The organism is Nocardiopsis listeri, assembly GCF_020741345.1.
GTDB classification, from domain to species: Bacteria; Actinomycetota; Actinomycetes; order Streptosporangiales; family Streptosporangiaceae; genus Nocardiopsis; species Nocardiopsis listeri_A.
In genome coordinates, this window is the sequence record NZ_DYZD01000189.1 from 1 (window position 1) to 12176 (window position 12176).

A 12176-nucleotide genomic window follows, 5' to 3' on the forward strand; every position below is an offset into this window, starting at 1 on the left:
CTCTGTGTAGTGAACCACGGCGGTGCCCTCGCCCGGTGGCGATTCCCCTCATCGACCGGTGGCCGGCGGGAAGGCGGCCACCGGAGCACCGGCCACCCGACTCCTCCGACTCCTGCGGCGGTCGGTCCGAACACGCGAACGGCCGTCCCGTGACCCGGGACGGCCGTTCACCGTGTGCTCGACTCCTACTGGCGGCCGAGCGCCCGGTAGGTCCAGCCGGAAGCGCGCCAGTACGTGGGGTCCAGCGCGTTGCGCCCGTCCACGATCCGTCTCTGGGCCACGACCTCGCCCATCACGTCGGGGTTGGCCTCCTTGAACTCCGCCCACTCGGTGAGCAGCAGGACCACGTCCGCGTCGCGCGCCGCGTCCAGCATGGACTCGGCGTAGTTCAACTCCGGGAACGCCTCACGGGCCCGCTCCAGGGCCTGCGGGTCGTACACGGTCACGTGCGCGCCCAGCGAGGCGATGGTCGAGGCCACGTCCAGCGCGGGCGAGTCACGGATGTCGTCCGAGTTCGGCTTGAAGGCCGCGCCCAGCACGGTCACGGTGCGCCCGGCGAAGTTCCCACCGATCAACTGGCGGGCGATGTCGATGGTGCGGGCCCGACGACGCTGGTTGATCGCGTCCACCTCGCGCAGGAACGAAAGCGCGGGCTCGACACCCAGCTCGTCGGCGCGGGCCATGAAGGCGCGGATGTCCTTGGGCAGGCATCCGCCACCGAATCCCAGACCGGGGCCGAGGAACTTGCCACCGATGCGGTCGTCGTAGGACAGCGCCTCGGCGAGCTGGATGACGTCGGCGCCCGCGACCTCGGAGACCTCCGCCATCGCGTTGATGAAGGAGATCTTCGTGGCGAGGAAGGCGTTGGCCGAAACCTTGACCAGCTCGGCGGTCTGCAGGTCGGTGACCAGGAACGGGGTGCCGTCGTCCACCTGCTGCTGCCACAGCGCGCGGACGGCTTTTTCGACCCGGGGGGACTCGGTGCCGATCACGATGCGGTTGGGGCGCAGGGTGTCCTCCACCCCGAAGCCCTCACGGAGGAACTCCGGGCTCCAGCCGAGCTCGGCCTCCTCGCCCACCGGGGCCAGCGCGGCGAGGCGGGCGGCCAGGGTGGCTGCGGTGCCCACCGGAACGGTGGAACGGCCCACGACCACGGTCGGTCGGGTCAGGTGCGGGGCGAGGTTGTCCACCGCCGAGTTCACATAGCGCAGGTCGGCGGCGCCGGAGTCGTCACGCTGCGGGGTGCCCACACAGATCAGGTGCAGGTCGGCGAACTCGGCGGCCTCGGCGAAACTCGTGGTGAAGTGCAGCCGATCGGTCCTCAGGTTGGCCTTCAGCAGGTCTTCGAGACCGGGTTCGTAGAAGGGGACCTTGCCGGAACGGAGCATGTCGACCTTGGCTTCGTCGACGTCCAGGCCCAGGACCTCGAAGCCCATCTCGGCCAGACAGGCGGCCGTCGTGGCGCCGAGGTAGCCGGTCCCGATGACGCAGACCCGCATACGTTCCGCTTCGACCACTGGGTGTTCCTTCCTTGCTTCCGCTCGCGCCTGGTACTGGTTGTTCCCGCTCTCGGCGGTCGACATCCCGCACGGGGGCGGATAACGGACATGGTTCGGCCGACGATGGTGCCGGGGCGGCATCACCCTACGCGCAGGGGCATGGCGTCCGACCCAACTGCGCGTGAACAGTCAGGCGGACAGGTTACCGGTGAGTGGTGAGGCGTCGATACGAGGGGATCGATGACGGGACGTCCCGCCCCGTGAAGTGGGACGTTCGGATCAGCGGCCCTGGTCGTCGAAAGCCCGGGGAGAGCCGGGACCCTCGTCCAGCGGGGTCCACACGGCACCGCCCTCACCGCGACGGAACGGTGTCGTGGTCTTGCTCGGATCCTCGTACCGGCGCACGGGGGACGTGGGCGGAGGAACGTCGGGCACGGTGTCGCCGACCGGACCACCGTCGTTCCACCGCTCTTCCAAGGTCTCGCCCGGCTCGGGCCCGACCTCGTCGACCGGCGCCGAACGGTATCGGTCGCGGCTCGCGCTCGCCACCACCCGATCGCCGGGGACGGGGCCCGTACCCTCGGCCGCGCGCCAGCGCGTGGGCAGGACCGCCGAACCCGCCAGCAGTACGCCCACGGGCAGGGCGATGCCGAGCCCGGCCCCGCTCGGGTACAGGAACGTCTCCTCGTTGAGCCAGGAGAGCGCGGAGGTCAGCGTCCGGGGGGAGACGATCGGCCACAGGCACAGAGCGGTCAGGAGCACCCCGGAAGCACCGGCCACCAGGGGAGAGCGGCGGGAGGCGACCAGATAGGCGCCCACGGCGCCCACCAGACACAGGACCACCACCGACAACACCGAAGTGACGTCCAGCTCACCCTGGGTGATGCGAGGGAACAGATCAGCCGACCACGCGATCCCCACCCAGATGACGGGGGCCAAGGCGATTCCGACGAGCAGTCCGACCAGGTGGCGGAGCAAGAACTTCCCCTTCCCCGAGGGACTTTCGAGGTCCCCCTCCTCGCAAGGCTACGTGCAGATGTTCTCTGCGGCGGTAGTGGTGGCCGGCCCGTCCTCCGCGGTCGGTTCCTGCGGCTCCTCTTCGGCCACCGCGCCCTCCACCGGCGCGGGAGGTTCGAACGTCGTGTGGTTGAAACCGATCACGACCTGAAGGTCGCCCTCCAGGGTCTGGTCCTCGACCGTCTCCGAACCCGGCAACATCTGCGCCATGTACGCGGCGAGCTCCTCGTCCTCCGGGCCGTACCGGACCTCTGTCGTCGGTACGTTCCGGTCGCTCCAGTTCTCGGCCTCGTCGGTGACGTCGAATCCGGCCTCGACGAGCCGGTTGTCCATCTGTGCGCCCAGGCCCGGGGTGGCGGTGCCGTTGAACACGCGCACCCGGACGTCGCCGGGGACGGGTTCGGAGTCCTCCCTGCCGGGCTCCTCGGCTTCGGCCTCGGGTTCGCCCAACGGGCGGTCGGCGTTGATGTCGGCGAACAACTCCCGCGCCGCGGGCTCGTCCCACAACAGGGCGACGTCACCGCGCGGTGTCCAGTGGTCCATGTCCGAGATCGGCACCTGCGCGAAGGTCACGTTGCTCAGGTCCATCTCGCGCATCTGGTACGCCAGGTCGTTGATGGCGCTGGTGTCCATTCCCTCGTCCACGGTCACCGAGGACAGGGAGCTGTCCAGGAACGCGGTGAGCTTGCCCGGGTCCGAGAGGGTCCGGCTGCTCAGCGCCTTGTCGAACATGGCCGACAGCACCTGCTGCTGGCGATCGATCCGGTCCAGGTCGCCTCGGGCGGTGGCTCTGGTCCGGGCGAAGGCCAGGGCGTCGGCCCCGTCCACCCGGTGGGTACCCGCCTCCATGTTCAGCTTCGCCTTGGGGTCGTCGATGGCCTCGGGCAGGCACACCTCGATGCCGTCCAGGGCGTCCACCACGTCCACGAATCCGTTGAAGTCCACCTCGACGTAGTGGTCGATGCGCACCCCCGTCGTCGACTCCACGGTCCGGACCGCCAACTGAGGGCCACCGAAGGCGTAGGCGGCGTTGATCTTGTCCTCGCCCTCGCCGGGGATGTCCACCCACAGGTCGCGGGGGATGCCCACCACGGTGAGGTGGTCGCGCTCGTGGTTGAGGCGCACCAGCATGATCGTGTCGGAGCGCTGACCGGGGGTGGAACCGACGCTGAGCGCGTTCTGGTCCTCTGAGTTCATCTCCTCGCGACTGTCGGAACCGATGACCAGGAAGGTCAGACCACCGGTCTCCTCGGGCCGGTCGTCGTCGGCCATTCCACCGAACACGTCGAAGCGGTTCAGTGAACCCGACATCCACCCGGTGATCGCCCACGAGGTGCCGGAGGCCAGCAGGACCAGCACCGACAGGACGCTCATCACGAGCAGGCCGTTGCGGCGGCGCCGGACCGTCGCGCTCGGCACGGTGATCCGCCCGGAACGCTTCGACCGGTCGGGTGGCACAGGAGACGAGCGCTCACGTCGGAACTCGCCCGTTGATCCGTGCCGTCCGGCGTCGTCGTCGCTCATCGGCATCCCCGTCCCACCCGTTCAACGGTGTCCTCGACACCTAGGTTGTCACCCGATCGGCCGAAGAGGACCGGATGTCGGCCCCCGGCGTGTTGCTCCCATATGTTTCGAGGCCGAAACGGACCGATCGGTTCCGTCGTTTCGCGTAAACCATCTTGGCTCCCAAGGAGCCATCCGCTACGCCCTGGGAAAGGCGGAGCCCTCGGTGCGTCGGTCGGACCCCGGGCTCCTCGGCCGCCCCGGCTCCTTCTCCCGGCCCTCCCGATCGACAGGAGTCGAACCATGGACCCACCCCGCCCCGAACGGCTTTCCCCGGGAGCCGGGCCACCACGCCGCTGCTCGGTCCTTTCCGGCATGACCGCGAAGATCGGGCAGCCCGGTCGGTGGCCCCGGTGCAGTACGGTTGACGGCGCGCACACCCTCTCCTCGTGCGCGTTTCCGACACGTCTTGATCCAGGGAAGTGCCCGTGTCCTGGCCGCCTGTCTCCGTCGTCATGCCCGTTCTGAACGAAGAACGCCACCTCGCCGCCGCGGTGGAACACGTCCTCGCCCAGGAGTACCCGGGCGAGCTCGAGGTCGTCCTGGGGGTCGGTCCCTCCACGGACCGGACCCGTGAGGTCGCCGACGGCCTCGCCGCGGCGGACCCCCGCGTCAAGGTGGTGGACAACCCCACCGGCAAGACCCCGGCCGCCCTCAACGCCGCCATCGGCGCCTCCTCGCACGACATCGTCGCGCGCATCGACGGCCACGCGATGATGCCCTCGGACTATCTCCGGGTGGCCGTTGAGACCCTCGACGAGACCGGTGCCGACAACGTCGGCGGCATCATGGCCGCCGAGGGCACCACCCCCTGGGAGAAGGCGGTGGCCGCCGCCATGACCTCCAAGGTCGGGGTCGGCAACGCCCGCTTCCACACCGGTGGCGAGGGCGGCCCGGCCGACACCGTCTATCTCGGTGTGTTCCGCCGATCCGCGCTGGAGCGCGTCGGCGGGTACGACGAGGCGTTCCTGCGGGCGCAGGACTGGGAGATGAACCACCGCATCCGCACGACCGGGGGCACCGTCTGGTTCCAGCCCCGGATGCAGGTCTCCTACCGTCCGCGTCGCAACGTCAAGCTGCTCGCCAAGCAGTACTTCCACTACGGCCGGTGGCGGCGTGTGGTCGCCCGCCAGCACAAGGGCACCATCAACCTCCGTTACCTCGCGCCGCCGGTGGCCGTGGCCGGGATCGTCGTCGGACTCGTGGGCGGTTTCCTGTTCTGGCCGCTGTGGCTGGTCCCCGCCGCCTATCTGGTACTGATCACGGGTGCGTCCGTGCCGCTCACCCGGGGTCGGCCGGCCTCGTCGTGGCCGCTCATCCCGCTCGCGCTCGCCACCATGCACATGTCGTGGGGCGTCGGGTTCATCACGAGCCCGTCGAAGCTGGGCGCCGACTCGCGGACCGCCCAGGCCTCCCACTCCTGACCTCGGGACCCGAATAAACGGTCTCCCATCGGGGCTCCGGTTCTGCTAGCAAGAAGAGGAGGAGAACCGGAGAGGGAGCCATGGACGAGCTGCGCGGAGAACAGGCCGTGTGGGTGTTCGACAGCGAGACTGTCCGCATCCGCTTCGAGACCAAGGGCTGGTTCAAGAGCCCGCTTTTCAAACTCCTGGGCACCCTCGATCTCCCGGTCGGGCTCGTCCGCGACGTCGACTTCCGTCCGGGCGCCGGGCGGAAGAAGGGCTGGATCCTCAACCTGCGGCTGCACGATCGTATGGACCCCTACTCCGCGGTCGGTGCCATGCTCGACGAGAATTTCCAGCCCTTCCGGCTGACCGGTCCCGCCAAGACCGAGCTGGTCGCCGAGTACCTGGCCGACCAACTCCGCTTCGCCGCGGGGCGGGCCCGCGAACCCGATCCCCGCGCCGTGCTGTCCCTGGTCCCGCCCCGACCCCTGCACGTGCTCACCTCCGAAGGCACCGCACGCTTCGAGGGTGATCGGCTCTCCCTGGTGTGGTCGGGTGGCCACGCCGGTGGCTACAAGAAGAAGAAACAGCGTCGCGAGTTCGACCTGGCCGAGATCGACGGTATGGAGTGGGCGCCGGTCGACGACTGGGGCTGGGGCTTCGTCCGCGTGGTGGGCCGGGGACGGCCCGTCGACGCCAAACCCAGGACCGACCTCAACGTGTTGCGTGCCGGGGACGAGGGCAACGAGATCCACCAGGCCTTCCTGCTCGCCGCCACGGTCACCGCCCACCTGTGGGCGCAGGAGGGGGCGGCCCGGGCGGCCATCGGTGCCGGTGACGGTGGGATGGAGCAGGCCCCGCCGGTGGGCTTCGACGACCCCGAGTGGTGGAAGCGGACCGCCCGGAGCGCAGTGGACGCCCTGCGCGGGCCGCGGATCACCCTGAATCTCCCGGGTGGAAGGGGAGCGGGATCGGACGGCGACGCCTCCGTCGAGATAGGCGAGGACGGTCCGGAGGCCCCGGAGAACCCCGGGGAGTCGCCGGGGGGCCTCCGTGAGCCCGCGCAGCGGACCGACACCTCATGGATCTTCGAGCAGATCGAACGTCTCGGCGACCTGCACGCCAAGGGTCTGCTCACCGACGAGGAGTTCAGCACCAAGAAGGCCGAACTCCTCGACCGGATCTGAGGGTCAGGCGCGGGACTCCTTGAGGGCGGTCACCGTGCCGGGCACATCGTCCACCACGACCGCGTCCATGCCGGCCGCGGCGAAGCGTGCCGCGTCGACCGGGTCCGGGCACCAGGACATGATCTCCAGCCCGGCGCGGTGCGCGGTCTCGATCGTGTACTCCAGTGGGCGCCGTCCCGGCCCGGGCTCCTCACCGCTCAGACCCAGGGCGCGGGCGTCCACCGCCACGATCGGGCATCCCAGCCCCACGGCACCGGGGATCGCCGAGTCCGCGGGGTTGCGCACGTACGGCATCCAGGCCGTCGGCACCTCGGGCGCCCCCTCCCGCACGGCCGAGAGCAGACCCGGGTCGAACGAACAGACGAACACTCGGCGACGCTCGGCCTCACGGCGCAGGTGGGGCAGGAGCAACGACACGGTCCGTCGCGCCGGCGCGTCCACCGCGTCCTCCATCACCGTCTTGACGTCCACGTCCAGGCCGATGTGGTCCGGGATGGCCGAGAGCCCTTCCCCAAGATCCACCAACCCGGCCTCTTGGCACTCCCGCAGGGTGAGATCGACGACGGCGCGCCCGTCGTCCAAAGCGGCGTTGTGGTAGAGCACCAGGGCGTCGTCACGTGTACGACGCACGTCGATCTCGATCCAGTCCGCGCCGGTGCGGGCGGCCAGTTCGAACGAGGCCACGGTGTTCTCCCGGGCCCCGTCCACCACGCCTCGACCCGCGCCCCGGTGCCCGATCACGTCGGTGGCCTCGAAGACCCCGCTCACGGCGCCACCCCGGGGACCGGACGCTCCATCGGTGCGGCGTGCGCGCGCATCCGGCGCAGCAGCGTCTCGGCGACCTCCACGTCACCCGGGTTGGTCACCTTGATATTGCTCTCCTCACCCGGCACGATCCGCACCTCCTCCTGGGGCAGGTACCGCAGCACCACCCCGCAGTCGTCGGTGGCCACCAGGTCCGGGTCCGCCATCGCCAGTTCGTAGGCGCGTCGTGCCACGCCCAGGCGGAACCCCTGGGGCGTCTGCATCCGACGCAAGGTGGAACGGTCCGGGGTCTGTTCGATCACCTCGGCGCCGGACCGCCCCGGGGCCACCCGAACCACGGTGTCGGCGCTGGGCACCGCGACCCCGACGGCTCCCGCCTCGCCCAAAGCGGACACGCACGCCGCGATGGTCGCCGGACGGACCAGGGGGCGGGCCGCGTCGTGCAGCAGCGCCAGGTCGTCGTCGCAGGCGTGCGACATCGCGGTCAACGCCGCGTAGGAGGTGTTCGTCCGGGTCTCACCGCCCGGGAGCACCCTGGACACCTTCGCGAACCCGGCCTCGGCGACCAGGTCCTCGATCCGACCCACGTACTCGTCCACCATCAACACGACGATCTCGTCCACGTCGGGGCAGGCCTCGAACGCCGCGATCGAGTGCTCGATGATGGGACGCCCCTCCAACGGCAGGAGCTGCTTGGGGGAGGGCGCGCCCATACGCGCACCGACCCCACCTGCCAGAACCGCCGCGATCACCCGCGGACGTGCGGACATGCTTCCTCCGTGCCTACTCGGGTCTTCGTCGGAGATCGAACGAGAGAACCCAGGGTGGGATGTCGATGCCAGACCCTAACCGACGCCGAAGTGGGGAGGTCGGTTCAGGGGTGAACGGCACGTGGTTGACACGGTCTGTCCGATGCAGCGGTAACCTATGGACGCCTGTCGAGCGTGATCGGTCCCTCCCTCCCATCGATTCGGACGTGGAGCCGGGCGTGGTCCGTGACATCCCCCGACCTTCCGGACAGCCCCCGTTCCGGTCCGGGTGCGGGTGGGGCCGCGTCGAAGGCCGGTGCGCACAGGCGAGTTCATAGACGCGACAGTCCGGCATCCGAACCGGACGATCTCGAACCTTGGAGGTGGCGGTGGCGTCAAGGACGCTGGCCGTCTGGGAGCACCGGAAGGTCGTCGGCCTCCTGGTCCGGCGCGACCTGAAGGTCAAGTACCAGCAATCCGTGCTGGGATACGCCTGGACGATGTTGGAACCCCTCGCTCTGACGTTGGTGTACTTCTTCGTCTTCGGCATCGTGCTCCAGGCGGACCGAGGTATGCCGGAGGGAGCCCCGGGCGGCTACATCCTCTTCCTGGTCGCGGGCATCCTTCCCTGGACCACCTTCGGCGCCATCCTCAGCGAGGCGCCGCGCGCGATGATCACGCACGCGAAGCTGATCACCACGATGAAGGTGCCTCGGGAGATCTTCCCGATGGCCACGGTGGGGACCAAGTTCGTCGAGTACGTGCTCACCTGGCCGGTCCTGTTGATCTTCGTGTTCGCGCGCGGTGGAAGCTTCACCTGGGAGGGCATGCTCTTCTGGCTGCCCCTGGCCGTCGTGCTGACCTTCATGTTCGGGTTGGGCGTGACCCTGTTCCTGGCCTCGGTGAACGTGTTGCTCCGTGACGTGGAACGTCTGACACGTATCCTGACCCGGCTTCTGTTCTACGGATCGGCGATCCTCTTCCCGGCGAGCATGGTGCTCGCCGCCGACAGGGTCCCGGGCTGGGCCAAGACGCTCTACGAGCTCAACCCGTTGATGGGTATCTTCCAGATGCACCGAACGGTGTGGTTCTCCGGATTCGAGGAACTAACGCCGAGTACCTTCGCGTTGACCTCTTCGGTGGTCGGTTCGATTTTGATGCTGATCATCGGATACTGGACGTTCCGCCGTCTGGAGATGTCAGTTCTGAAGGAGTTGTGATGGCGTCCACTTACGAGGCCGCGGTCGCCGACGGTCCGGTCATCGAGGCCAAGGGTCTCGGTGTGAAGTTCGCGGTGAACCGTCGGCGTAAGCGCAGCCTGCGTGAGATGTTCATCCACGGCAACAAGCGCGACCCCAACGCCGAGGGCAACGAGTTCTGGCCGCTGCGGGACGTCTCCTTCGAGATCGCCAAGGGCGACTGCGTGGGCATCGTCGGCAAGAACGGCACCGGCAAGTCCACCCTGCTCAAGATGATCGCCGGGGTCCTCATCCCCGACGAGGGCAAGGTGAGCGTGCACGGCAAGGTGGCGCCGCTGCTGGAGCTGCGCGCCGGCTTCAACGACAACCTGACCGGTCGCGAGAACGTGTACCTGGTCGGTTCGCTGCACGGCATGACCGAGAAGCAGATCGACGAGCGCTTCGAGGAGATCGTCGACTTCGCCGAGGTCAAGCCGAAGTTCATCGACACCCCGGTCCGCCACTACTCCAGCGGTATGAAGGTGCGGCTGGGCTTCGCGCTCATCTCACAGCTGGAGCATCCGATCATGCTGGTCGACGAGGTGCTCGCGGTGGGCGACAAGGCCTTCAAGCGCAAGTGCTACGAGGCCATCGACCGCATGCTCGCCAACGAGCGCACCATGGTCCTGGTCTCGCACAACGAGAAGGACCTGCGCCGCTTCTGCAACCGCGGTCTGTACATCAAGAACGGGTCCCTGGACCTGGACACCGACATCGACTCCGCCTTGGCCGCCTACAACGAGGACACCAAGGTCGAGATCGAGGAGCGCAAGAAGAAGGACGCGGCGAAGAAGAAGCGCGCCGAGGCGGCGGCCAAGAAGGTCGAGGCCGAGGCGGGCACGATCGAGGCGGGCGCCACCGCGGCCGACACCGCCAAGACCGACCGGCCCGAGCCCGATGCGGACAAGGCCGACCCGGGTGAGGGCGGCGACGGCAAGGACGGCGGACAGGTCGCCTGACCTGGACCCCAACGCGAACCCCCACAGGGAAGAGCGCACCACGGATCGTTCCGGAGGTGCGCTCTTTCCTGTCCGGGCCTGTCCGAAACGCCGCCCTGCGGCTCAAAGGGGCGTATCGGCGTCCTTGAGCGTGTCGGTGATGGATTGCGCACAGAGCGTAGGCGACCGTGACTCTCAGTTGAAACCAGGGGAGCGCGGACATGGCCGAGGGAATCGTGGTGCGGGCGACCGCTCGGATGCTCGAACGCAGGTACGTCACCCGTACGGGGGTGACCCGCGTCGGCGTCGTGGTCGCGGCCATCGCGGCGGTCTGGTTCAGCCGGGCCGACGCCACGGGGGCGATCGTCGGGTCGCTGTTCCTCGGCCTGGTCCTGTTCTGCGACATGGTCCGCTCGCGCATGCGGTCCCATCGCCGGGACGTCCTCACCCTGTGGACCGTCTCCATGGCCGCGCAGTTCCGGGAGTACGTGGTCTATGTCGGACTCGCCTTCGGCGCGGCCGCCGCCGGTCACTCCGGCGCCTGGGGGTGGGCGGCCGGCGCGCTCATCGCCCTCGCCCTGCGTGACGCGCTTCTGGTGGCTCGCGCGGCACCGCCCGCGAGGTGGGCGCCGCATCCGCTCGTTCTTCCCGGCCAGAGGCGACCTGAGAGCCTCCAGGGGGTCTCGGTTCCCAGGCCTCGGGGCGGTGAACGGTCCAAGACGCCGGAGCCGGAGCGGACCGCGGACGCGGACCACGCGGCCGAGATCGCCCGGGCCGCCGGGATACCGGACACCGGAGAGGTCGGGGGGGCCGTTCACGCGTCGCCCTCCCCGGCCCTGCTGACCCGCCGGATCATGGCCTTCGAACAGCCCACGCGCTTCCTGGTCATCGCCGTGGCGGCCACGGCCTGGGACGCCCGGATCGCCTTCATCAGCCTCATCGTCGGTTGTGTCGTGGCGATCACCGGTGAACTCGTCGACCCGAGTTCCGAGGTGCGGCGGTGAACGGGGAATCTCCGGAGGCGGTGCCGCCGGAGGAGGCACGGGCGGGGGAGAGACCGACGGGCGACCGTCCGGTGGTCGAGCGGGATGCCCGGGGGTGTGACCTTTTGGGCCCGATCGTTCTCGACCTGCGTTTTCTTCGTGATGACGGTCACATGGGCATGCTTCTGGGCAGGTTGGCTCCGGGGGTCGCACCACCGCTGTTCACGGCTGTCGCCGGCACCATCATCGTGACGGTCCTACTCCTGGCGGACCAAGGGCGGCTGACAGGCATTACCCTGTGCGCACCGGTCGCGGCCCTGCTACTGTCCGGTTTGGCCGCCGGCCACCCCCATAATGGGCGGTTCGACCGGTTCGTACCACCCATCCTGCGGGCCACCGAATACGGATACCTGGCAACGCTGGGGCTCGCGTCCGGCGTACCCGGTCTCCTGGTGTTCGTAGTCTTGGTGACGGTCGCCTGCCACCACCACGACGATGTCGCACGATCCGCGGTCGGAGTGAACCGACCGTCCGGGACGCGCGCCGCCGCGCTCGGGTGGGACGGCAGGATGCTCGTCATCGCGGCCGGGGGAGCGCTGTCCGCCCTCACACCCGCCTACGGCATACTCGCCGGATACCTGGTGGTCCTACAGGTGCGGGAGGCCGTGCGTACTTGGAGCGCCACTCCGGTGGCCGAGGTACGTACCGGCTCCGCCGACAACCTCGGCGGAGAGGAGCAGTGGGGAGATCACCCGATCTCCCCCAACGGAGACGGGGGCCGAACGGCCACCGGAACGAACGGGGAGGCGTGAGCGCCTCCTCGACCTAAGG

At 69.1% G+C, this 12176-nt stretch carries 11 protein-coding genes; 6 read left to right on the forward strand and 5 right to left on the reverse strand.

The window, feature by feature from the left end:
• Nucleotides 1–185 precede the first annotated feature (185 nt).
• The 3 genes from K8V84_RS10385 to K8V84_RS10395 all read right to left on the reverse strand — a co-directional run bounded on the left by K8V84_RS10385 (nt 186) and on the right by K8V84_RS10395 (nt 4040).
• Nucleotides 186–1517, reverse strand: coding sequence for a UDP-glucose/GDP-mannose dehydrogenase family protein (locus tag K8V84_RS10385; RefSeq protein WP_304073629.1), 1332 nt, complete (start codon nt 1515–1517; stop codon nt 186–188).
• A gap of 261 nt (nt 1518–1778) precedes the next feature.
• Entirely contained in the window at nt 1779–2477 is a 699-nt protein-coding gene (locus K8V84_RS10390) for a YIP1 family protein (protein ID WP_304073630.1), read from the reverse strand.
• 48 nt (nt 2478–2525) lie between these two features.
• Nucleotides 2526–4040 (reverse strand): LCP family protein, encoded by a 1515-nt coding sequence (locus K8V84_RS10395; RefSeq protein ID WP_304073631.1) that lies wholly within the window; start codon nt 4038–4040, stop codon nt 2526–2528.
• A gap of 467 nt (nt 4041–4507) precedes the next feature.
• On the opposite strand from K8V84_RS10395, the gene K8V84_RS10400 reads away from it, so the two are divergent.
• Nucleotides 4508–5503 carry a glycosyltransferase family 2 protein gene (locus tag K8V84_RS10400; protein ID WP_304073633.1) on the forward strand — a complete coding sequence of 332 codons (996 nt, stop codon included), beginning with the start codon at nt 4508–4510 and terminating at the stop codon, nt 5501–5503.
• Between the two features lie 80 nt (nt 5504–5583).
• The gene (locus tag K8V84_RS10405; protein ID WP_304073636.1) at nt 5584–6672 is read left to right on the forward strand and encodes a DUF4429 domain-containing protein; all 1089 of its coding nucleotides are present in this window, start codon (nt 5584–5586) and stop codon (nt 6670–6672) included.
• A 3-nt stretch (nt 6673–6675) separates the two neighbouring features.
• On the opposite strand, the gene K8V84_RS10410 is transcribed toward K8V84_RS10405, so the two are convergent.
• A complete protein-coding gene (locus K8V84_RS10410) occupies nt 6676–7440 on the reverse strand; it encodes a glycerophosphodiester phosphodiesterase (protein ID WP_304073637.1) in 765 nt (254 codons plus the stop codon).
• The gene (locus K8V84_RS10415) at nt 7437–8207 is read right to left on the reverse strand and encodes an IspD/TarI family cytidylyltransferase (RefSeq protein ID WP_304073639.1); all 771 of its coding nucleotides are present in this window, start codon (nt 8205–8207) and stop codon (nt 7437–7439) included. The genes K8V84_RS10410 and K8V84_RS10415 overlap by 4 nt, the downstream gene beginning before the upstream one ends.
• Nucleotides 8208–8563: 356 nt before the next feature.
• On the opposite strand from K8V84_RS10415, the gene K8V84_RS10420 reads away from it, so the two are divergent.
• The 4 genes from K8V84_RS10420 (at nt 8564) to K8V84_RS10435 (ending at nt 12157) form a co-directional block, all read left to right on the forward strand.
• Nucleotides 8564–9406 (forward strand): ABC transporter permease, encoded by an 843-nt coding sequence (locus tag K8V84_RS10420; RefSeq protein WP_304073640.1) that lies wholly within the window; start codon nt 8564–8566, stop codon nt 9404–9406.
• Nucleotides 9406–10383, forward strand: a complete 978-nt coding sequence (locus K8V84_RS10425) for an ABC transporter ATP-binding protein (protein ID WP_304073643.1) — start codon at nt 9406–9408, stop codon at nt 10381–10383. Before K8V84_RS10420 ends, K8V84_RS10425 begins: the two co-directional genes overlap by 1 nt.
• A gap of 200 nt (nt 10384–10583) precedes the next feature.
• Nucleotides 10584–11366 (forward strand): hypothetical protein, encoded by a 783-nt coding sequence (locus tag K8V84_RS10430; RefSeq protein ID WP_304073646.1) that lies wholly within the window; start codon nt 10584–10586, stop codon nt 11364–11366.
• Nucleotides 11367–11470: 104 nt separating this feature from the next.
• Complete coding sequence (locus K8V84_RS10435; RefSeq protein WP_304073676.1) at nt 11471–12157, forward strand: DUF5941 domain-containing protein; 687 nt, start codon at nt 11471–11473, stop codon at nt 12155–12157.
• The last annotated feature ends 19 nt before the right edge of the window (nt 12158–12176 follow it).